The organism is Cupriavidus sp. Met-2 (assembly GCF_049843575.1).
GTDB lineage: Bacteria > Pseudomonadota > Gammaproteobacteria > Burkholderiales > Burkholderiaceae > Cupriavidus > Cupriavidus metallidurans.
The window spans coordinates 417,712-439,538 of sequence record NZ_JBBHZL010000003.1; the positions used below are offsets into that span (position 1 = coordinate 417,712).

20 protein-coding genes and 2 pseudogenes are annotated in these 21,827 nt (G+C 60.4%); 5 read left to right on the forward strand and 17 right to left on the reverse strand.

Annotated elements, in window-relative coordinates:
- Positions 1-7: 7 nt before the first annotated feature.
- The 10 genes from WD006_RS10305 to WD006_RS10350 form a co-directional block, all read right to left on the reverse strand.
- Positions 8-745 carry a class I SAM-dependent methyltransferase gene (locus tag WD006_RS10305; protein WP_011519645.1) on the reverse strand — a complete coding sequence of 246 codons (738 nt, stop codon included), beginning with the start codon at positions 743-745 and terminating at the stop codon, positions 8-10.
- A gap of 4 nt (positions 746-749) precedes the next feature.
- The gene (locus WD006_RS10310; protein ID WP_425648197.1) at positions 750-1,592 is read right to left on the reverse strand and encodes a phytanoyl-CoA dioxygenase family protein; all 843 of its coding nucleotides are present in this window, start codon (positions 1,590-1,592) and stop codon (positions 750-752) included.
- Positions 1,555-2,529, reverse strand: coding sequence for a hypothetical protein (locus WD006_RS10315; RefSeq protein ID WP_060784776.1), 975 nt, complete (start codon positions 2,527-2,529; stop codon positions 1,555-1,557). The genes WD006_RS10310 and WD006_RS10315 overlap by 38 nt, the downstream gene beginning before the upstream one ends.
- Positions 2,526-3,227, reverse strand: a complete 702-nt coding sequence (locus WD006_RS10320) for a WbqC family protein (RefSeq protein WP_029307102.1) — start codon at positions 3,225-3,227, stop codon at positions 2,526-2,528. Before WD006_RS10320 ends, WD006_RS10315 begins: the two co-directional genes overlap by 4 nt.
- Before the next feature lie 2 nt (positions 3,228-3,229).
- Positions 3,230-4,375 carry a DegT/DnrJ/EryC1/StrS family aminotransferase gene (locus tag WD006_RS10325; RefSeq protein ID WP_029307103.1) on the reverse strand — a complete coding sequence of 382 codons (1,146 nt, stop codon included), beginning with the start codon at positions 4,373-4,375 and terminating at the stop codon, positions 3,230-3,232.
- Positions 4,376-4,387: 12 nt separating this feature from the next.
- A complete protein-coding gene (locus WD006_RS10330) occupies positions 4,388-6,769 on the reverse strand; it encodes a tetratricopeptide repeat protein (protein WP_029307104.1) in 2,382 nt (793 codons plus the stop codon).
- A gap of 146 nt (positions 6,770-6,915) precedes the next feature.
- Positions 6,916-7,848 carry an oxygenase MpaB family protein gene (locus tag WD006_RS10335; RefSeq protein WP_011519639.1) on the reverse strand — a complete coding sequence of 311 codons (933 nt, stop codon included), beginning with the start codon at positions 7,846-7,848 and terminating at the stop codon, positions 6,916-6,918.
- Between the two features lie 49 nt (positions 7,849-7,897).
- On the reverse strand, positions 7,898-8,935 hold the full coding sequence (locus WD006_RS10340) for a cytochrome d ubiquinol oxidase subunit II (protein ID WP_008652469.1): 1,038 nt from the start codon (positions 8,933-8,935) through the stop codon (positions 7,898-7,900).
- Positions 8,932-10,293, reverse strand: a complete 1,362-nt coding sequence (locus tag WD006_RS10345) for a cytochrome ubiquinol oxidase subunit I (RefSeq protein ID WP_029307105.1) — start codon at positions 10,291-10,293, stop codon at positions 8,932-8,934. Before WD006_RS10345 ends, WD006_RS10340 begins: the two co-directional genes overlap by 4 nt.
- A gap of 3 nt (positions 10,294-10,296) precedes the next feature.
- Positions 10,297-10,941 (reverse strand): GbsR/MarR family transcriptional regulator, encoded by a 645-nt coding sequence (locus WD006_RS10350; protein ID WP_029307106.1) that lies wholly within the window; start codon positions 10,939-10,941, stop codon positions 10,297-10,299.
- Positions 10,942-11,417: 476 nt separating this feature from the next.
- On the opposite strand from WD006_RS10350, the gene WD006_RS10355 reads away from it, so the two are divergent.
- The gene (locus WD006_RS10355; RefSeq protein ID WP_011229378.1) at positions 11,418-11,570 is read left to right on the forward strand and encodes a hypothetical protein; all 153 of its coding nucleotides are present in this window, start codon (positions 11,418-11,420) and stop codon (positions 11,568-11,570) included.
- 185 nt (positions 11,571-11,755) lie between these two features.
- Here the strand turns inward: WD006_RS10355 and WD006_RS10360 are convergent, their stop codons facing one another.
- The 3 genes from WD006_RS10360 to WD006_RS10370 form a co-directional block, all read right to left on the reverse strand.
- Complete coding sequence (locus tag WD006_RS10360) at positions 11,756-12,013, reverse strand: type II toxin-antitoxin system Phd/YefM family antitoxin (protein ID WP_011229379.1); 258 nt, start codon at positions 12,011-12,013, stop codon at positions 11,756-11,758.
- Positions 12,014-12,417: 404 nt separating this feature from the next.
- Positions 12,418-12,615 (reverse strand): type II toxin-antitoxin system VapB family antitoxin, encoded by a 198-nt coding sequence (locus tag WD006_RS10365; protein ID WP_011229380.1) that lies wholly within the window; start codon positions 12,613-12,615, stop codon positions 12,418-12,420.
- 1,502 nt (positions 12,616-14,117) lie between these two features.
- Positions 14,118-14,558, reverse strand: a complete 441-nt coding sequence (locus tag WD006_RS10370; protein ID WP_128646586.1) for a hypothetical protein — start codon at positions 14,556-14,558, stop codon at positions 14,118-14,120.
- Positions 14,559-14,645: 87 nt separating this feature from the next.
- Here WD006_RS10370 and WD006_RS10375 point away from each other — a divergent pair, with 87 nt between their 5' ends.
- Positions 14,646-14,954 carry a helix-turn-helix domain-containing protein gene (locus WD006_RS10375; protein WP_104669951.1) on the forward strand — a complete coding sequence of 103 codons (309 nt, stop codon included), beginning with the start codon at positions 14,646-14,648 and terminating at the stop codon, positions 14,952-14,954.
- 444 nt (positions 14,955-15,398) lie between these two features.
- Here WD006_RS10375 and WD006_RS10380 read toward each other — a convergent pair whose 3' ends face one another.
- Both WD006_RS10380 and WD006_RS10385 read right to left on the reverse strand, forming a co-directional pair.
- Positions 15,399-15,710: a hypothetical protein gene (locus WD006_RS10380; RefSeq protein WP_017513085.1), complete on the reverse strand. Its 312-nt coding sequence runs from the start codon at positions 15,708-15,710 to the stop codon at positions 15,399-15,401.
- 120 nt (positions 15,711-15,830) lie between these two features.
- A complete protein-coding gene (locus tag WD006_RS10385; protein WP_227874024.1) occupies positions 15,831-16,235 on the reverse strand; it encodes a hypothetical protein in 405 nt (134 codons plus the stop codon).
- Positions 16,236-16,546: 311 nt separating this feature from the next.
- Here WD006_RS10385 and WD006_RS10390 point away from each other — a divergent pair.
- The 3 genes and pseudogenes from WD006_RS10390 to WD006_RS10400 all read left to right on the forward strand — a co-directional run.
- Positions 16,547-17,283 (forward strand): annotated as a pseudogene (locus tag WD006_RS10390) (IS3 family transposase); the annotation flags it as partial.
- Positions 17,284-17,349: 66 nt separating this feature from the next.
- Positions 17,350-17,469 (forward strand): annotated as a pseudogene (locus WD006_RS10395) (IS3 family transposase); the annotation flags it as partial.
- Between the two features lie 148 nt (positions 17,470-17,617).
- Positions 17,618-17,935, forward strand: coding sequence for an H-NS histone family protein (locus WD006_RS10400; RefSeq protein ID WP_017515035.1), 318 nt, complete (start codon positions 17,618-17,620; stop codon positions 17,933-17,935).
- 125 nt (positions 17,936-18,060) lie between these two features.
- Here the strand turns inward: WD006_RS10400 and WD006_RS10405 are convergent, their stop codons facing one another.
- Positions 18,061-19,701: a P-loop ATPase, Sll1717 family gene (locus WD006_RS10405; RefSeq protein ID WP_017515034.1), complete on the reverse strand. Its 1,641-nt coding sequence runs from the start codon at positions 19,699-19,701 to the stop codon at positions 18,061-18,063.
- A gap of 1,047 nt (positions 19,702-20,748) precedes the next feature.
- Positions 20,749-21,627, reverse strand: a complete 879-nt coding sequence (locus WD006_RS10410; protein ID WP_011229384.1) for an alpha/beta fold hydrolase — start codon at positions 21,625-21,627, stop codon at positions 20,749-20,751.
- Positions 21,628-21,827 lie beyond the last annotated feature (200 nt).

Consider the following 21,827-nt stretch of genomic DNA (forward strand, 5'->3'; position numbering starts at 1 on the left):
TCTGACTTCAGGCGGTGTCGCCGCGCTCGCAGATCACGTAGATGCTCGAGCACAGATCCGGGTAGACCCGTCCCAACTCAAAGCATCCATCGAGATACTCCCTGGAGATGATGCCTGCCTTCAGTGCGGCGTCTATCTGGAAGTTCGCCAAGCCCTTGAAGATGATGCCGCCGTGAGTGACTGGTTGCAGCTGCGCGTCGCACAGGTCTGCCTTCAGCGTGTCCAGCGAATAGGTGACGCGATGACCGTGCGCGGCTTCAGCGGGTGTGACGGCCGCCGCATGGCGGATCAATCCCATGTTGACGGCAATCTGGCGCGACCCGGCCCGCGCGTTCGGCGTCGCAACGAACAGGCGGCCACGCTCCGACAACCATTGGCGGATGCGGGACAGCACTTCGACAGGTTCGTCGAGATGCTCGAGCGTATGGATCAGGAAGATATTGTCGTACTTCTTCTTGGGTTCGAATGTTTCGAACGTCGAGTGATAGAACGTTGCCGCCTCGCCTGTCTTGGACGCGGCGACCTCGATGCAGTCGGAAGACGCCTCGACGACGTCGACCGTGGCAAAGTGCCCGAGCAGGCGCTGCGTGAAATGTCCTTCGAAGCAACCAAGCTCGAGCGCGTTCCCGGCCACCATGGATGGCCCGAACGTCTTGAGCATGTACTCATGCATCAGGTAGTCGAAGGCGTAGGCGTAGCTGTGTTCGGGATGGTCCTTGGCTTCGGCGTTGTAATCTCGGCTCATGATGTCAGTCCTGTCCGCGTTGATAGAAGCGCTGCTCGACCGGTACGTAGAACTCCTCGAGGGACGCGGGCACCCGGGGGTTGAAACCGATCACCTGCCGGAGGAATGGCGTGAGGGTCGAGACGCCGGAGCTGGCCATGAGCCTCGGATAGTCGAGCTGCGGTTTGAAGAAGGGGCAGGTGAACGTCAGCGTCAACGCCCTTCTGGGAAGATTTGTCGTGTTCTCTCCGGCGGCGTGCCAGATTCGGGAGTCGAACAGCAAGACCGAGCCGCGCTCGCCTGTCACGCGCGCCGCATCACGAAAGAACGTGTCGTTGGACGGCCTCTCGGGCTGATGCTGGGAACCGGAAAGAATATGGGTCGCGCCATTCGGCTCGGTGAACTCGTCGAGCATCACCAGCGTATTCAGCATGAAGCGCTTGGCGTTCGAATGAAAGCGGATATCCCTGTGAACGTCGTGGGCGTAGGTCTTGCCGTCGTTGATGAAGCCGCCGTACGAGTTCAGGATGTAGTTGCCGCCGAAGAACCATTTGACGATGGGATCGAGCGCTTCGAATTTCGCCAGCAGTTCGACATAGCAGCGGTCGTCGGAAAGCACGTGGTGAGCGGTGCCCTGACAGTTTTCCATCAGACCATTTGCCGTGCGGATCGCGTCACGCTTGTCCAGCGACGGAACAAGGGCGTGGTTCAGCGCGCCGACGAGTTCCTCATGGATCAGTCGCGGGACCACTGTCCAACCCTGGGATTCGAGTTCGGCTTCGTGCCTGGCAAGGTTCGTGTTCATGAATATGTTTGTCAATTCGGGACCATCATTGACGGTCGCGGTACTCCAGGACCTGCCGGGCAAGCGGAGCCAACTGCTCGGGCGAAAGACGCTGGTCGCAGGGAATGAACAGTGTGTTGCGCGGCAGGCTCCGCTCGAACTCTGGCATGTCCTGGCTTTGCTCGAGGTCAGGCCAATAAGTTGCGCTGTATATGCGTTGGGACCGCCATGCTTCGCGCAGGCCCTGCGGCGCGCCCAGGAATGGGTAGCAAAGTGGCGCGCAATCGGGAGCGGCAGCAAGCGTCAGGCTGTTATGCCTGCCCAGGCATTCATGGAGAAAGGAGAAATTGGACGCACGCCGCGCACGGACTTGCGGATAGTCGATCGCTGCGAGCAGGCGCTGCGTGAGCGGTGACATACGGCGCGGTTCCTGCCACTCCAGGCTGCACTCCGCGGCGGCATAGTCCGCATAGCCGGATTCGGCGCCACCCGCTAGTCGCTTCAGCAGGTGGCTGCTACGGGCTACCGAGCCATCGTCGGTCACTTCGGGAAGCTCCACCGATGCGCGTGTCGTCAGGTATCCGCCATCCGGCACGCCGACGAACTTGCGCGGTGAGTAAATCGTCGCCAGATTGTCACGCGCCGCCGAGAAGAACGCGTGGGCATTGTCGATGATCACCTGTTCGTGCGGAAAGCGCGCGAGCACATCGTCCACGTGGCGATCGCATACACCGAAGTAGTTGACGTATAGCAGCCACTCGCCATCGGCGAGCGCGATATCGGGGCAACCGAGGTCGTGCCGCAGCGCGTATCGCTTGACTATCGAGCCCGCACTCCGAAGTGGTTCGAGCATGCTGTCGCACAGATACCAGGGTACCCAGACGGCTGCCGGTGCGTGTGTGCGAAGTAGAGCCAGGAATGCCGCGCGCGCCGATTGGAAGCGCAGTGCTTGCGGATACCACTCCTGACCGTACTGCGGCAATTCCAGGCCGAGGTAGCCGCCTATCGCGTCCGTGTTCATGCGGTGATGGCCTCTCGGGAAAGCATTGCGTGGACGGATTCGACATGATTGAACATCAGCACGTCGATGATCGACAGGCCGGGAACGAACGGCGCGCCGAACTGCGGATACGCAGGAAGCGCCGTATCGACGAACTCCAGGTCGATGCTGGCAGCGGCGAAGGTGCCAGCATCGTAGAGTGCGCGGCCGCCAGGTAGATTCACATAGGTACCTGCGTGTTCGCGAGCGCAGATATCGATAACACGCGCTTCGCTCCTGAGCGCTTCGTTGCCGTAGCCGGTTGACGTCGTCACGAACGTTGTCTCCAGGCCGAGGTATGCGCAGGTGTCGATCACGCTTTTCGCCGCGAGCCGTGCGATCGAATCCGTACTGTCGGAGAGCACCTGCTCGACCAGCCGGCTGACCGGTGCGTATTGCGGCGCGCGCCCATAAGCGTGGCGGAGTTGCTCGAGCAGCTTCCCCAGCCAACGTTCGCGAGGCTGTGTGCGGACCTCGTCGATCCGGCGCGACGAGCTGGCTCCCGCCAGTGGTACGGTCAGGTAGTGTGGGGCGCCGGCGAGCAGGATGCGGTTCCGGTTGATCCAGCCATTCTTGATGAACGTGACATCGTCGTAGACCACGAAACGGTCCACCGATGCCGCTAGCTGGAAGTAGCCGAGGTACGGGAACAGATAGGGCTGCATGATTGCCAGCCGCATGCTCAATGCTCCGCGATGATGCTCACGACGCGCTGAACTTGCTCTTCAGTGAGCGCCGGATAGATCGGCAGGCACAGCACCTTCAGCGCCGCCTCCGATGCAATGGGCAAGTTATGGCGGCTGGCGGACGGCAGGCCGCGATACATCGGGAAATCCGAGATCAGCGGATAGAAGTAGCGCCGAGCGAAGATACCTTGCTCGCGGAACTTGTCAAACAGGGCATCCCGGCTGATCGGGTAGTCAGCTTCGACGTGGATAGGGAAGTACGCGTAGTTGGCTGTGGTTTCGCCGGCATCCGCCTGGCAACGAATGCCGGGGATGTTGCGCAACAGTTCGCGATAGCGTGCATCGATCGCCTTGCGGCGCTCGAGCGCCTCGTCGATGTGCTGCAACTGCAGCAGCCCAAACGCAGCGTTGATTTCACTCATCTTGCCGTTGATGCCGGCAGCGACGACGGTGACTTCGTCGACAAAACCGAAGTTCTTCAGATGATCGATGCGCTGCTTTGTCTTGGCATCGGGGCAGATGATGGCGCCACCTTCGAACGTGTTGAAGACCTTGGTGGCGTGCAGGCTGAGAATCGACAGGTCGCCGTGCTTCAGGATGCTGCCGCTTTCGTTACGGACGCCGAAGGCATGGGCGGCATCGTAGATCACCCTGAGGTTGTAGTTGTCCGCGATCCTCTGGATCGCGTCGACATCGCAGGGGTGGCCGTAGCAATGCACGGGCATGATCGCCGTTGTCTGCGGTGTGATCGCGGCCTCGATCTTTGCCGGATCGAGATTCATCGTATGCGGGTCGATGTCGACGAAGACGGGCTTGACGCCGTTCCACAGCAGCGAGTGCGCCGTCGCCACAAAGGAGTATGGCGTCGTGATGACCTCTCCCGTGATCCGCAGCGCCTGTAGCGCCGTCACGAGCGCGAGCGTGCCATTGGCGAACAGCGACAGGTAAGGGACGCCAAGGTACTCGCACAGTTCACGCTCGAACTGCTGGTGAAACGGCCCGCCATTGGTCAACACGCGCGAGTTCCAGATCTGCTGCAGATAGGGCAGGAACTCGTCGAGCGGAGGCAGGTGTGGCTGGGTGACGTAGATGCGGTCCTCGAGCAGGGCGCGCACGGATTCCGACGGAAGGCTGGCTGTCATGGTCGCTGATCCTTACGTGACGGGCTGGAGCGCGTGCTCGCTGGCTGCGGCGGGTGCAACCGTGTTCTGAACCGGTTCGATTTCGAAGCTATCGGGCGCCTGGCCCGCGCACCAGCGTTCCCACATCGCGCGTAGCGCAAGGGACAGGCTGGACGCGACGTTCGCGGGCTGGATCGACGTCGCGTGCATGCAACGCTCGCGCAGGGTGGCGCGTAGCTGCTTCAACGCATCCAGGTCCTTCGACAGGGCAAGCGCGCGCTGGACGAAGTCGTCTGCGTCGTTCGCGATGTACTGATGGAGTCCTAGCTGACCGAGCCAGCTAGCGCTGCCGCGGCTCAGCGGGCTGTTGCCTGCGATGGTTACCGTGGGTACGCCCATCCATAGCGCATTGATTGTCGTGGTTGCCCCGGTGTAGGGGAACGTGTCAAGGCAGATGTCGACGTGATGGTGCTGCTGGAGGTACACCGGTGTCTCGGTCCGGGTACGGAACGACAGGCGCCCGGCGTCGATGCCTTCATCGGCAAACCTGGTGAGACAGGTCTGCTGGTCTGCATCGCCCTCGATGGCACCGATGATCATTCGCGCGCTCGGGTCTGCGTGCAGGATTCTTGCCCAGAGCGCGACGACCTGCCGGCTTACCTTGTTCAGCCGATTGAAGCTGCCGTAGGTGATGTAACCCTTGTGCAGGGCAGGCAGGGTGTTGACAGGTGGGGAGGCGGCAGTCGGGCAATAGGGCGCGACTGCTGGCAGCAGGACGATCTTCTCGCTGAACTGCGCGTCAAATAGTCCTGGTGGTGTGCTGTGGCGGTCGGCCAGGAAATAGTCCATGGCGTCGAGTCCGGTCGTCGCCGGATATCCAAGCCATGTCACCTGGATTGGCGCAGGTTTCCGAGCGAACGCAGGCAAGCGATTGTGGTTCGTATGGCCTGACAGGTCGATCAGGATGTCGATCTCATCGCGGCGGACCGTCGCGGCAAAGCCGACATCGTTCATCCTGGTCACGACCGTCCACGATGCCGCGTGCGCTTGCAGGAAACTGGTGACCTCGTCTTCGATCGTGAAGTTGTAGTAGAAGTGCAGCGAGACACTCGGGTCCTTCGCCAGATACTCGACAACGGCCCCAAGATACGTACTGACAGCATGGTTGTAGAGATCACCGGATACAAGCCCGATCCGGAGCTTTCGACGGGGGTCGGGGACGTTCGCGTGCCGCTTCGGGCTGGTCCGGATCGCGTTCCGCTTGCCATAGGCGAAATGCGCTTCGGTCAGGGTTGCCGTATCAATGGCATCGCAGTGGGTCAGGCGGAACAGAACGGCACTGTTGTTCTTGGTATTGTTCGAGTCAAGCTCAATCGCCGTTTGCAGATGCCCAAGGGCCTCGGCTACCTGGCCCCTGTCGATCTGCACCATGCCGAAGCTGAGGTGGGCCAGCGCGTTATTGGGCGCAAGTTCGACAGCACGCCGGCCAGCGACGGCCGCTTCGTCATACCGCTTCTGGCAGTGCAGTACGCTCCCGAGGTGCCATAGTGTGTTGGCGTCGTCCGGGGCCGTCGAGAGAATGTGGCGGCAATGTGCTTCGGATTCCGACAGGCGGCCGATTTCGCGTAATGCGTTGGCAAGCAGTCCGCGGATCACCAGGTCGTTGGGCTGCAGTTCCACCGAGCGACTGGCTGCGTCGACGATATCCTGAAAGTGTCCTACCTGATGCAGGGCAAGGCCGAGTGCGCCCCATGCCGTGCCATCTGACGGGTACTCGGCCGTCAGGCCGCGGGCATACGCTATCGCTTCCTCAAGTTGCCGGTCCTGGATCAAGGCGTTGACCTTGTTCACTTTCGAGGATGGCGCCTTGCGCTTGTCGCCGCTCGCGGTGGCTGTGCCGGATGCGTTGCCGACGGCTTGATCCGGGGCGCCAGGCGTGGCGGCCGGCGTGGTGCCATTGGGTGTGGTGGCAGGCATTGCCACAGCAGCCGGCGCCGGCGACGCATTCGACCGCGCCATTTGCGTGATCAGCCAATCGAGGTCGGGGCCCTTGACCCCGCGCTGCTGCGCGAGATCGAGTGCGATCCAGGCAGCGGATGCCTGGCCGCTCTGGAACAGCGCGCTGATGTAGTTGACCCAATAGTGCCGGTTGTCGGGGCTGAGGCCGAGGGCGACCTCGAAGTTACGCAGCGAGTCCGCCGGTTCGCCCATCTGCACCTTGAGCATCGCGTAGCCATATTGGGCATCGGCGTGCATTGGCACGGCGCCGATGATGATCTCGTACAGGGCCCGCGCATCCTCATAAGCGCCGGCTTGCTGTAACTCAAGAGCGCTTTGCAGAATCAGCAGGACATCCTGCTCCTGCTGCTGCGCCTGAGGTAGGACTTCCGAGACTTCGGGACTGGACAAGGACATGGGCATCGCCTGGACGGATTACGCCAGCATGATGCGTCCTGCCTCTACTGACTAAAGTACGGAGGAGAAGCCAAAAAATCAGTCAATTCGAATTGGGGTCGTTCAGCAGGCTTCTTCGGTGTCGCGATAAAAGTGACTGAAAATCATCATTTTTTCGGAAGATTAGCCACGCGTCGACGCGCGCGCGCCGCCAGCCCTGGGCCAAGCGCCCAGCGCAGCGTGGGCGCCAGCGCGCGCATGCCGGTCAATGCCAGCGAGCGGCGCAGCGAAGGCCGGTGCAGGCCGAGCATCTGGCGCGCCCAGGGCGGCAGCAGCGCCACACCCGCATCGGCCATGGTCCGTACCGCCGGTATCAGCAGCGGATTGGCCACCGGCATCGTCATGACCAGTTGAACGACTTCGCGGGTGCGCTCGCTATTGACCAGCAGCGGCCGCTGCGCCTCCAGATAGGCGTCGATCTCCGCGCGGGAACGCGGCACGTCCGGCGCGCCAAGCAGCGCGGCGACCCTGGCTTCTTCCTCGAAGTAACGATCCTGCTCGGCTGCGGAGAGCGGCCCGACATAGCGCAGGTATCCCGTCAGAAAGCTCGACACTTCGGCCACGTGTACCCACGTCAGCAGCGCCGGGTCGTCGGCGGCGTAGGGCTGGCCATCGGGCGCGGTGCCCTTGATGCAGGCATGGATGCGGCGCACGCGCTCGATCAGCGCCATGGCGTCGGCATGGCTGCCGTACGTGGTGCCTGCGATGAACTGCGCCGTTCGCCCGAGCCGGCCCTGCATGTCGGTGCGAAATGTGGAGTGGTCCCAGACGCCCGCCAATGCCAGCGGATGGAGCGCCTGCAGCAGCAGCGCGCTGACACCCCCGGCCAGCATCGCCGGGAAATCGGAATGAACGCGCCAGCAGACCGCGTCCGGCCCGAACAGGCCGGGGTCTCCGGGTGGGTTGTCGTAGTCGAGCGTCAGCCCGGAGTTGCTGCGCGTCAGGGCACGGACCTGCGCGCCGGCCTGGTTGCGCAGACGCTGCAGCGGGCCGGCGGAAGGTGTGGACGGGGCGGACGAACGGGGGAGTCCTGGCGGCATTGCGGCATGGGCGCCTCCTCGACGCCAGAAAGCCACGGGTTCGATGGGGTCAGTCGTAACGCAGGTCCGTGGCCTTGCCCCAGAATACACGGTACGCGTAGGCCGTGTAACCCAGGATCGTGGGCAGCACGATCACCGCGCCGATCAGGATCACCATCAGCGATTCCGGCGCGCTGGCCGCCTGCCAGATGTCGATGCGATCGACCACGAGGTACGGGAACAGGCTGTAGGCCAGGCCGTTGAACGCCAGCAGGAAGATCACGGCGGTGCCCACGAACGGCACCCAGCACCAGCGGTCGTTGCCGTTCGCGTGCAGGTCACGCATCCGGCGCAGCAGTCGCTCGATGACCACGAACAGCACCATTGTCAGCAGCGGAATCGGCGCCAGCAGGATGATGTTCGGCAGGGAGAACCACTTCTCGAAAATGCGCTCGCTGACCATCGGCGTGACGATCGAGATGGCGGCCACGCCAATCGCGGTGAGCCACAGGCTGCGGCGCGCCCAGTAGATCGCGCGCAACTGCAGGTTGCCCGTGGTCTTCATGATCAGCCAGCTTGCGCCCAGCAGGCAGTAGCCGGCCACCAGGCACAGGCCAACGGCCACGGCGAACAGCAGGTTGGGCAGGTCGTAGCGGAAGCCGGTGATGTACAGGCCGAGCATCAGACCCTGCGAGAAGCTGGCCAGCAGCGAGCCCGCATAGAACGCGAAGTTCCACCAGGGCTTGTGCGGGTCCCGTGCCTTGACGCGGAAGTCGAATGCCACGCCACGGATGATCAGGCCGGCCAGCATCAGCGCCACGGGCAGGTACAGCTGCGTCAGGATGACGCCGTGCGCCATCGGAAACGCGGTCAGCAGCAGGCCCACGCCGAGCACTAGCCACGTTTCGTTGGCGTCCCAGAACGGGCCGATCGAGGCGATCATGGTGTCCTTGTCGGCGTCGTCGGCGCGCCGCAGCAGCACGCCCACGCCAAGATCGTAGCCGTCAAGGATCACGTAGATCAGCATCGACAAGCCCATCAACGCCAGAAACACCAGCGGCATCCAGCCGGCCGGCTGGGAAAGATCGTGCATCGTGGCCGGGTTCATTGCGCGCTCCTGAGCTGACCTGGGATAACGGATTGGGAGGAATCGTCCTTTGACTTGCCGGCCTTGCGCGCCAAGTGGAATACCACCGAGATATAGGCGACGATCAGTACGGCATAGAGCGTCAGGTACATGGCAAGCGTGCTGCCGATCATCGTCGCGGGCACCTTGGAGGCGGCCTGCGCCGTGGTCAGTACGCCGTAGACCAGATACGGCTGGCGGCCGATCTCGGTGACGTACCAGCCGGCGACCAGCGCGACCCAGCCGGAGAATGTCATCGCCACCAGCAGCCGCGCCATCCACGGCGCGGGCGCGCCGCGCTTGCGGAACTGCCACGCAGCGACCCACGAGGCCGCCAGCATCAGCAGGCCAACGCCAACCATGATGCGGAACGCGAAGAACAGCGGGGCCACGGGCGGGTGGCGATCGGCAAATGCGTCGATGCCCTTGATTTCGCCGTCGACTTTGTGGGTAAGGTAGATCGATGCCAGCTTCGGAATCGCGATCTCGAAATCGTTCGACTGCGTCGTGGCGTTGGGCAGGCCGAACAGCACAGCCGGCGCGCCCTTCTCGGTCTTCCATATGCCTTCCATCGCCGCGATCTTGGCCGGCTGGTGATGCAGCGTGTTCAGGCCGTGCAGGTCGCCGGCCACGATCTGCAGCGGAATCAGGATCGCCGCCAGCACCACGCCCGTATGCATCGAATGCAGGACTTCGCGGCTGCGATCGTTGCGCAGCCAGCGGTATGCGGAAATACCGGCCACCAGGAAGGCAACGGTAAGACCGGAAGCCAGCAGCATGTGGACCAGACGGTAGGGGAAGGACGGGTTGAAGATGACCTCGATCCAGCTTGTCACATGCGCGCGGCCGTCGATCATCTCGAAGCCGGCCGGGGTTTGCATCCACGAGTTCAGTGCCAGGATCCAGAACGCCGACAGCGTGGTGCCACCTGCCACCAGCAGCGTGGCGATGGTGTGCATCCGGTTGCTGACGCGGCGCATCCCAAACAGCATGATGCCCAGGAAGGTGGCTTCCAGGAAGAACGCGGTCAGGACTTCATAGGCCAGCAGCGGGCCCGCGATATTGCCGACGGTCTCCATGTATCCCGGCCAGTTGGTGCCGAACTGGAAGCTCATCGTGATGCCGCTGACCACGCCCAGCGCGAATGTCAGCGCGAAAATCTTCACCCAGACGCGATAGGCGTCCATCCAGCTTTCGTCGCCGGTCTTGTTGTAGCGCAGCTTGAAGAACAGGAGGACCCACGCCAGAGAGATGCTGATGGTGGGAAAGAGGATATGGAACGTGATATTCGCGGCGAACTGGATGCGGGCCAGTATCACCGGATCGACACTTGCAAACACGAATTACTCCTTGCGGGAACGGGCGGACTTCGCGGGGGCCTTGGCGGCTTCCCGGGGGGCTGGCTTGCTCGATGCCTTGTTGGAGGCCTTCGCGCCGCCGATACCGATGGCGGAGGTCAGGCGGTCCTTCACATCGAGCAGCTTGGTGACGCGCGAGCCCAGGCGCATCAGCTTTTCCAGCGTGGCGACGTCAAGCTTCTGCATGTCGCCGAACCACGTGGTAACCAGGAAAATCAGCCCGTACATCTCCTTCATGCGCGCCTGCGCATGGAGATCCTCGGGCGATGTCGGCGTTTCGAGCTGCACCTCGCGCAGCATCGACAACGTGGGATCGATCTCGCGCCGGCGGCGTTCCTCGGCCAGCGTGCGGAAGATGGCCCAGACGTCGTCGGGCGCGGAGAAATATTCGCGCCGGTCGCCGGGCTGGTGGGACAGCCGCACCAGGCTCCAGGATTCCAGTTCCTTCAGGCCGATGCTGACATTCGAGCGTGAAAATCCAAGAGATTCGGCGATTTCGTCGGCGTTGAGGGGGCGCGAGGCAGTGAAGAGCAGGGCGTAAATCTGACCAACCGTTCGGTTAATCCCCCAGCGACTGCCCATCTCCCCGAAGTGGAGAACAAAGCGCTGGATCAGGGGCGAGAGATGCATGTTCGTTTCGAACTTTCAGAATTTTGTGAAAGTTTAGTACGAAACGCCTGATCGTGCTCAAGGAAGTTTGCGTGGCGCTTTGCCGCAGGTGTCCATTCTCAGAGTAAGGCCCAAATTCTCAAAGTACCTTGCAAAGATTCTCAGACTTAGTGCTCATAATTGGGAGCGGCGGGCGTGCGTGGTGCTGGCTAGAAGGGCCTAGGCATGGAGGGCGAGGACGTACGGCCCGCGTGCGCATATCCGGCGAGGGGCTTCCGTGGCGGTACATCCATGTAGGGTGGATTGATCTGCCGCCCCACCGTGGTTTTGCATTCCTGGCGTGTGCGCAAAGGTGGTGTCCCAGCGATCGCCGGTCAGTCCCGTGCGTGCCTCCCGTGGCAGAGCGCGATCAACGGGCTGAAGTAGTCGATCGACACTGGTACCTTCCGTTTGCGAACAAGGTCGTCAGTGTTGGTGGCCCGCTCGTCAGAGGGCGCATGAAGCAACTGCACCACGCGCTGACGATCCTCGAATGCGACCGGCTGTGGGCCGCACTGCAGGGCGTGCAGCGATTGTTCATGCAGATTCAGGAGATGAACCTATTTCAGCATCTGAGGCGAGGGGCGGGGCCGTTCAGCAGATGTTTGTAGGGCGAAAATAGTACCGGTACGAAACTAAAATAAATTTGGTACGGCTACCTATGCTTCATCCCGAGAGGGAGGAGGGCTGGGCCCGTACCGTTTGCATTTTCAGCCCTCCGAAATAGCTATTCGGCCAAAACGGACTAGCTCCGCCCTCCCAAAATGGCGGACATTGTCTGGTCTAACGGGGAGGCTTACGGGTACTGTCTGGTGCCCTTGCGCCGGGGCTGGCTCGCACGAAACTCCGTAATGGACTCACGCAACCGGGTCGCGTTCTTCTCGGTCCCCAACAGGTGCAGCGTCTCCTGGATGCTCTCGTAGGCCTGAAGCGACATGAGCACCACAGGTGCGCCACGCCGTCTCTTGATGACGAGTGGCTCGCTGTTCTTGCAGACTGAGACTATCGTCTTCTCAAAATCTGCTCGCACTACACTAAGGGCCATTGATTTCATTGGGTCAATCCTGCTCAAGTGGGCGTGCGTCGGTCCGGCTGTGGTCTACCAGTCCAGACGATAACAAGAATTTCCTCCAGTCCCTTGAAACTCTAGTTCGGTCCGTATGTGGCTTCCGATGTGGCGCGCGACGACGATCGGCATGATCTGCGCAACGAGGATCCGATTAAAAAGGGCAATGGAGCTTACTCTGACGCCTCCTTGACGCGGCTCCCTGCGAAGGATGTGCAGGACGAGGAGGCCGGGAGGAGAACGGGGCGCTTCTCGACTAGCAGACTTGCTCCAATTCGGATCGATGCCCCGTCCCTGACGCGCATTACGCGCTCTCGCCTGCACAGGGGTGCTTTGCCCTTCTGCGGGGTGTGTGTTGATGTGATCAATCCACATCGACCTGTCGACAGGAATCATTCGATGTCCTGCCGGCGCCGCGCCGCCCCTTGGATGCCCGGTTGGCTTCCGCCAAGGTTCGCGAGTCGTTTGGCCGCTTCACGCTGGATCAAGGCCTTTAGCGCTTCGCGCACAATTGCCGTTTTCTCCGACAGGCCCGTATAGGCTTGCGCCTTGGCTAACAATTCGTCGTCAAGCGCAATAGTCGTACGCATGGGAACCTCCGCGAGTACAAGCAGGACTTATAGCATCTATTGATGCCTAAAATGGTGCGTCTTGTCATTCGGAACGCGGGCGGCATGTCACACCAATAGGACAGTTCGTGGAACTTGAGACCGGCCAATTGCCACCGAGCGTGCGGCGTTCATTTAGGAGTACACCCGCGGTGCAGGTCCTGGCTGCGGTAACGTTCGCCTTAGCACACAGCCGTATCGCCGCTGGACTGAGTATTGGGATAATCAATGCACTTTGTTTGAGCAGAAGTCTTGGGCATTTTGTGTTGTGTCGCGCCATTAAGGTCGGTACGTCGCGCCATTAAGGTCGGTACGCGGGGCTTTCAATCGCCCCAAAGCCTTGCTGGAGGCGGCCGTACCGACCTTCTCCATTTGTTGTTGCCGATTATTTGCCACGGATAACGACAAAAATGACAGAAATTCGACTTGTCATTGTTCGCACAGATTGGTGCATTCGAGTCCTGACATCATCAAAGCGTGATGCGGACCGTTTGCCGTGCGGACGCGGCATGCGATCAACTGTACTCTTTTCGGAATCACCGCGGCTAATATTACTGAGCTTGCAGCGGATTGCGCCTGAACCTTCACACTTGATTCCAGTTCGCGTCAGAAGGGGTAGAGAGGCCAGCTCGTCGTTCAGGATGGGGAGGGTGCCGTCACGTGGTGGCTGTGGCGCATGGCGTTCGGATAGTGGCTCGGCCGACCCGCTTGTGGCGCCCTAACCGGCGTGCGGAGACGTGGACGCAGTAGTTGTAGGGCAAGAATTAGCCTTCCGCCCAAAGCAAGGGATCACGGGGTATGCGGCTAACCGGGCGTGCTGCACCGGCATGGTCGAGTGCCAACATTAGCGCCATCAGCGCGACTGGGCACTTTCCGAAGTTTGCGCCGGTTGCAGCAGTCAATGATCGCTTAGAGCCCTGTCAGCGATACGCGAAGTTTCCCCTTATAGGCACTACGAACGGGCCTGTGCGACTTGGCGTTGTCCGAAATCTCTGCCAGGGCCAGCCAACCTGGACACTTCGTTTTTGCAGGGCAACAACGTCTGCCCGCAGCTTTTCACTCGGCTTGCTTGTGTTAGCCATATCAGCAGTGGCAGTTTCTTTCGCGTTCAAAATGGGCAAAAGAGTGCATTCTCCAGCCACGCGTACCAATCCCAAGGATATATGCAGTCACCTGCCGATTCGTGATGGAAGATGGGGACCATCTCCCGCTGAATCAACTGCATCAGTTCGCGAATGTATGGTTGTGGAATCGAGGCAAGCGCGACAAACGCGCCAAGGCGATCCTGGCCAATCGGTACGTGGTTTCGAAGCTGATCTAATTGGCTCACCGTTCGCATGTGTTTGGGCCTCACATTTCCTATGCATTGCTGTGTCGTTGCCGAACAATGGCGGCCAAGTCAGGCGCGGCCGCGTGCACTAAATGGCGCGAGCTGGTTGACGTCCAGTCGCACAAGTTGCTAGGCAGCCGGGCAGGACTGCCGCTCAGGTCGTCATTCCATCGCAGAGCGCAGCAGCAGGAAGTTTCCATTGACGGTGCGTTTCCGAGTTCGCTGGCCTCGGCACAAATGCGTACCGCTCGCCCGATTCCGTATGGCATTCAAGTCCCGAGCGATTGCCCAGAACCCATTCGTCGATGCCGACCACTGGCTCCAAATGCCAGGTTCCTGATTTGTGCAGCCCGCTAGGCACCAGTGCTTGAACGGCGCCGATTCGCTCTGGCGCATGAATAAGCATATCGACCACGTCCTCCATTGACGAGGACAGAATCCAATTCGGCAGTTCGCTGGGGTCGAGGTGCTTCACCTCCAACAGAAGGCTAGGGCGCATTTCGTCAACGCTAACGCATTGCCAGGCTTGGGCGGGTGCAACCAGGGCTTGTAATGAAGGATTGGGATGACGCCAAGCTTCCTGCGTTAAGAACACGACTCTCTCCAAGGTAATGAACACTATAGATTGTAGCTCTATAGTGTTCATAAAGACGAGATTATGGGATTTGCTTCAGCTCTTCCCATGACGCTCAGAGAGAACTTTGGTGGTGCGTTGCGTACAGTGCGGCGGTTCCGGAAAGCTCCGCAAGAGGCGCTGGATGTGGTTTCCAGCCGGACATACGTCAGTAGCCTAGAGCGAGGGTTAAAGAGTCCGACACTGGACAAAATTGATTCTCTTGCCGAGGCTCTCAACGTACATCCACTTACATTGGTGGCACTCACATATTTGCGGTCGCGTACGCGATCTGAGCAACGCGCCATCTTAGAGAAGGTTCGATCGCAACTCGAGGAGTTGTCTAAATTCGAGAAGAAGCAGCGGACTGAGCCCTAGCGTCCGCGTGCAGTAGATGCCTTTTGCTAGCGATTCCGACGCTCGGGAGTAGGCTGGCGCCGTGTGGCGCCTCCGCCCGAAACTTGCACCGTAGGACAGGATCGCCGCGCAGCCATCGCTACGCGGCGATCTCATGTTAACGCTCAGGAAGAAGCGGCAACTCAATCTTCGCAATGCTCCGGTTGCCGAAGGTTGCCGAAGGTCGCCAGCGTGCCAAGAGCCAAGAGCCAAGAGCCAAGAGCCAAAAGCCAAAAGCCAAAAGCCAAAAGCCAAAAGCCAAAAGCCAAAAGCCAAAAGCCAAAAGCCAAAAGCCAAAAGCCAATGCGCCAGTCAGGAAATCACGGCGTGACGCATGCGCAAGAAGTACTGCCGCTATCGCCTCCAATCGGCGGTTACCGACCCTGAGCAGACACCCAATTCGCCACGCTGGTCACCGCGAAGCGGTCATCCACGCAAGGACCGAGCTATCGTATTGAGCCAATCTGGATAAGCGTCATTTTCAGCGTAGTAGACAATCGCTGCGACCCGTTGAGCCGGTGAGAGTTGGCTCGCGAGTTCGCCTAGTACTTCATCGAGAGCTATTGACACCTCAAGAAAATACTCAAAGCCCTCTTGCAGTACGTTGCTAGGAATGCGGTACTCGTCGGTCAATGAAACCAACCGTGCGTCCGAGTTTGCGGTCCATGGTCGTTTTGCGACGATGGTGAGTGTGTTATCGACCGACTCCAGGTCCGCGATGAGGGAAGCGAGGTTCATGTAAATCCGATTCTCTGTCGTCGTACGTGTGCAACGCGAAGCAGCCTCTAGTGAGCGACCGGTGCTGGCCGATAGGCGGTAGCCGCAGCAAAACACTTCTCCATCACGACGTTGGACAGCCTAAGCCCCGATGAGCATACGCAGCTTACCTAAGTCTGTGGTCTCTGATTCGATGTGAAAAAGGTCGTCGGCCACGCCGCTTGCGTTATCCGCAATGCCAATGACGAAATCGCGCCCGAATTTCGAATGCAGTTGGGCCAAGCGCGCCACAACTCGTTCGATGTCAGCAAACCAATCAGTTGGCTCGAATTCAGGCTCGGGCAGGGTCAAGTTGACTCCTAGGTCCCAGTCCGGCAAGTCATCTGGTCGGCTACCAGCGTGCATGCTCTTCTGGTTCACCACAATTGGGCGCGAAGCGACCCAGCCTGACGAGTCTGCAAGTGCGACGAGCTCCCGCTCGATAGCCACTGCAACGTCGTCGAGGTCAGTCCCATCTACATACGCATACAGGGTGTGTCGTTGCATGGTGCGGTGGATGCCTTTGAGGACCAGACTACGTATTGTGTGCAATGTGGTGGTGGTTGTTGACTGGCCGCTTCTGGCCGGTCCCCGTCGTCCGCCCCAGTCACAGGCCAGGCCCGGCTCCATCGGCGGCTCGCGACGCTGAGCGGTCATTGGGATGGGCCAGAGAGTGATATCCATTAGACCGGGAGAATGCCCTCAGCGCTTTGTTTTCAGCGCCTCTTGTATTTGCTGGATAACGAGGGCTTCGATATCCCCCTGAACCGCCCCGGGATTTGGCTTGAGGAGGCTCCAACTCTTGAGAGAATGGAGCCATGAACAAGACGAACAAGTTCTCACCCGAGGTGCGCGAGCGTGCCGTGCGCATGGTGCAGGAGCATCGAGGCGAATACCCCTCGCTATGGGCAGCCGTTGAATCCATCGCGCCCAAGATTGGCTGCGTATCGCAGACGCTGCTGGACTGGGTCAAGCGTGAGGAGGTCGACAGCGGGCAACGCGAGGGCCTGACCAGCAGCAAGCGCGAACGCCTCAAGCCGAGCGGCCCAATCAACTATGGGTGTCGGACTTCACCTATGTCTCGACCTGGCAGGGTTGGCTGTATGTGGCGTTCGTCATCGACGTATTTGCGCGGCGAATCGTAGGCTGGCGCGTGAACAGCACCATGCGTACGGACTTCGTGCTGGATGCCCTGGAACAGGCTCTGTATGACCGCCAACCGGCCAGCTCCGATGCCTTGGTTCATCATTCCGACAGAGGCTCCCAATACCTGTCCATTCGCTACACCGAGCGCCTGGCCGAGGCTGGCATCGAACCCTCGGTCGGCAGTCGTGGCGACAGCTACGACAACGCGCTGGCCGAGACCATCAATGGGCTGTACAAAGCCGAATTGATTCACCGCCGAGCGCCCTGAAAGTCCAGGGAATCCGTGGAACTGGCCACCCTGCAATGGGTGCGCTGGCTCAACCACATCCGACTGCTTGAGCCCATCGGGTACATCCCTCCGGCTGAAGCTGAGGCAAACTACTGGCGGCAACTCGCCAGCGAGGCGCTGTGGCGGCCTCAACTTAAACCAATCGGCCTCCTCGAAAACCGGGGCGGTTCACAAGGTAATCTGTCCAGGGAGCAAGCGCGAGCCGACGTGTTCGACTATATCGAGCGGTTCTACAACCCGACGCGCCGACATTCGACGCTCGGCTATGTCAGCCCGATAGAGTTCCAAAAGGCGCAAGAAGCTTAGGTCGGTGTCCACCGGACCGGCAGCAGCCCAGTACTCAATCGCTAGCGCGTAGCGCGTTGAAATGGCATGGGCCGGCTTAGGAACTTCTATACTGGACGAGATTCGGTAAAATTTTAGACTTCTCTAACCGCTCCATTGAGGATTTTGCATGGCAACCTACAAGCAACTGCTGGTGCAGAAGGAAGCTCTGGAAGCTCAACTCGCAGAAGTTCGCGCAACAGAAGTGGCAGGGGTCATCGATCACATCCGGACGCTTATGGAGCAGTACGGTCTGTCCGGCGAAGACATTCAAGGCAAGCGCCGTCGGGGTCGACCCGCCGGTAGCGGAGCCGCCAAGGTAGCAAAGGAACCGCTGCCTCCGAAGTATCGTGACCCGAAGACAGGTGCGACCTGGTCGGGCCGCGGTCGCGCACCGGCGTGGCTGGGAAGGAATCCGAACAGGTTCCTGATTGAAGAAGCTGCCTAAGCACCGAATGGATGGGGACCACATTTGAGGCCCCCTGATTGTCCGGCAGTTCGCACGGTGTTCATCCATCATGGACGAACCGAATGGCACTTAGAACCGCGAGTTGCGGTCGAGGTGTCACTTAATTAGGCTACCTTCGTTTTGAGTTCCTTGCTGGCAGCCTTCTGCCGGTCGTCGCGCCGGCGACTATCTATCCGAACAGGCTGAACGATATCCAAGGCGCGCCAAAGCATTGGATGCACATTGATTGCCGAGCTCTTCTTGTACTGGCCGTCGGAGATTCCGCGGTCATCGAGATGCGACCAGCTCACCCGTTCCGTGGCCTCTGGTTTGATGCCGATTATCGATGTCGTGTAGAGGACCTTCAAAATCTGAATAATGCAAGAGTTGGCAGAGCGCGTGCTCTGCATGTAGTCGTTTGCTGCAATCCTTAAAGGGTCAGTCTCCTCGATTTCAGTCCAATGCTCCTGGACGCAATCAGCCAAGTCTTGTTCGGTGATTTCGGAGTACTTGAAATGGGATTGTCTCCCCCGGATGAGTTCAGCGCATGCGTTGAGCGAAGAATAGTGGCCACTCCACTCGTCACGGAGAGATCGCAATCGCCCCATAGAGTACTTGCGCTCTGCGTCTTGAACGACGGAAGGTGGGACCGCCTCCTTTCCCTCGCAAAGCTCAATGCAGCAGTTGACGAACGAGATGGCGTCGCGTGGTCTGAATAAAGTTCTGCTGAGAAGGTAGTCGATGGCGGATTCGTTTCGAACTGCGCCCCGGAAAACGTCGTCGAATGTGACCTTCCTCTGCGTGAACTGTTCTCTGATGAGCTTCTCGATACGAAGGTCCAGGAGCTGCCTAAGCTGGGCTTTGCTCCACCTCAGGCGGAGGATAAGGCTTTCGAATTTTTCTTCCTGGAAGCCTGCCTCGCGAGTTGACTCGAAGACCGTCCGCAGCAGGTCTTCCCGAACCGCTATAACGACCTTGACTGACCTGACGCGCTGGAATGCCCTGATTGTCTCAACGAGAGCTCGAATCAGCTTGTATCGGATGCGATCGTCAACCCAAGACTCGTCTAGCCTGTCGATGACGATGTAAAACCTATTTTTGGGGTCGGTGAAGATCTCATCCGCCAAGAGCGTAATGATCTCTCCAAGCTCCCGAACCTGATTCTCGTTGACGACGGACTGGGCCTTATGGATGACTTCTGCCTTTACCTCGTCAGTAAGGTTTTTCGCCGCTGAAGCATTTAGTGAGAAGCCATGAACCTTTGCATCCAGCGTACCGGCAAGCTTGCGCTCGAGTTTGGTGGTGAACTCTTTGACGCGTGTCTCCGTGTCCTGCCAGAATTGGTCGTTCCACTGGCGGAGATACTCCACGGCGCGTTTCTTTGCCTGGTCTTTCTGGAAGAGATCCCGGAAATTATCCAAAAAGCCCCAGGGTTCATGCTCGGTAATCTTGTAACGCCGCCGAAGTAGTTCCACCACGAAAACATGCTTCCACAGTAACTGGTAGAAGAGGTCAAGCTTGACGCCGGCGGACTCGAAGAACTGGATGATGTCGGAGTTCGCCACATAGCTCAGCGATAGTGTCTCCGCGCGAAGCTCGAAGGCATTCGACTGGGTCTCCAGGAGCCGCGCAAGTAGAGCGCTTTTCCCTGCGCCAACACGGCCAACGACAATACGTTTGGGGTTGTCGGAGTCAATCAAAGACTCCAAGTCTCCCGTGTCGAGAAAGCAGTCGCGCAAGAACTGCTCGTCGGACTCGGCGTCCATGGCCCCCACTGAGCTGTTTCTGCGAAAAACATACTTCATGTGACCCCCGTTCTATTTGTTCGATGGGATGCGTATTTTTGCCGGCAGTTATGAAGGCGAGGATGATCGTGCAATTATCCGCGATTACTGCTTACATTGCCTTCACTGTCCGCTGCTTCCCGTCCGCCTTCGGGTTTACGTAACCAGGCGCGAGTGGGGCGCTGTCGGCGCCATACAACGCTAGCGGATCAGCAAGCCAGAGCGCGAATTGTGGACCCGTAGACTGTGGTCCGGTGAGCAGTCGACATTCTAGCGTCTTAGCATGTAGCCAGCATTTGCAGCCCGTACTTTCACCTTGCGTACCCCCTCCGGCGTGTCGTAGTCCAAGCAAGCTGCAAGACCACCGGATGCGGAACTGCCTCTGTAACGGCTTCCGGCGGGGGAACGGGAGCCCTGCAATCGGGCACGTCGATAGTACCCGAGAACTGAATGCCCGTTTTGGGGGGTACGTTCGCAGTGACCGTTCCTGGCCGAACGCGGAAGTTCGTCGGTCGCCAAGGCCCGCCGGAACCGTGGACTTCCGTTCCCGACCCATTTCGGCCACTGGGGCCTACGCATCATCAGCGGAAGCTCCCAGTTGTAGAGCAGTCGTTCGCCTTACTAAGTCGGCCAGCAGGCATATCAGCCGCGTCAAGGGATGGCGCATCTTCAGCAAGACCCGGAAGCATGTCGGTCAATGAGTGCGGTCAAGGTCGGCCCCCGAGTCGTCAGCGCTGTACCGTTGGCTGCATCGGCGCCGGCACGCAGGCGTTGCGAAACCTGTCTTGCCCGGCGTCCCGCCGGGGCCTAGCACCCCGGTCAGATCATGTCGTGGCGGGCGATCGCGAAACGCGATCACCTGGCGCAGAATGCACCTGATGGTGCTTAACGAGGAAGCGCCGTTCTCGTGTCGGTCGGACAGATAGCGGACGCACGGCGTCGCGAGTCGGTTCCCTTACCTGTCGCGCGCGCGGTCAGCGCGGTAGGCGTTCGGGCCAGTCCGAAACAGGTGCTTCAGGTGACCACCGTTCAGCTTTCGGTCAAAGCCTGGTCCAACACCTTATCGAATGCCGCGGCTTCCTCGAACTGCACCCAGTGGCCCGCGTTGGGGATGATGCGCAGCCACCTGAATGCCGGTGCCTTGCTCAGCGCACCGGCGATCAGGTCCGTGCGCCCCCGATAGAGCGCATCCTGTTCGCCCCAGATGCCGAAGAGCGGGCACCGCACGGCAGGCAGGGTACGCTGGATGACGTCCGTCTGGTGCAGACGACGCTTGGGCATGCGGTCGCGCAGCAGGTCAGCGCGGTAGAGATGGAAGGCAAGGCTGTCGTCATCTGTCGTCGCCTCGCGCGCGAGCATCAGCGCGCGCATATTGGCGTGCATGACATCGTCACGCTCGGGCCCGGGAGACAGATGCATCCACGCACGCAGGCCCAGCGGATTCGCCGGCCCGATGCCGAGCGCAGGCGCACCGACCAGCACCAGCCGTCTTACGCGATGAGGCCAACGCGCGGCGATGAAGCTGGCGACCATGGTGCCGAACGAAAAGGCGACCAGATCGTACGCGGCGCCGTCCAGCAGTTGGTCGAGTGCCCGCTCGACAGGTTCAGGCAGCGCGTCAGCATCGGTGCCCAAAGGCGGCCGCGCAGAGTCACCGAAACCGGGCAGGTCGGGCACCCAGACGCGCCGGCCGGCACTGACGAGCGCGCTGATGTTGCGCGCCCAGTGGACCCAACTACCCGAGCCGCCGTGCAGCAGTACCGTAGGCCGCCCCCCAGGCAGGCCCCAGGCACGCACAAGGATGTCACCGTCGCCGCAGGGCACCACAAAGCGACTCGACGCCGCATCGAGCGCCGCCGCATCGGCCAGGGTAACGACGGCGGTGGGAAGCGTGCAAGCTGTTGACATGGAGATATGGAACGCCAGGGTTCCAAAGTCAAAACACCCTACCCTACCACGGGCGACCACCACGGATTGACGACGCCCTCCACCGATAAGCTCGCTCTCGGTCAGTCCCCGCTGCCTTGATGGAGGCCGGCCCCTTGTCGGCCTCCATCTCGGGGAATGTACCGAGAGTTTCACACGTGCTGTCGGCCGCTTCGAATTCG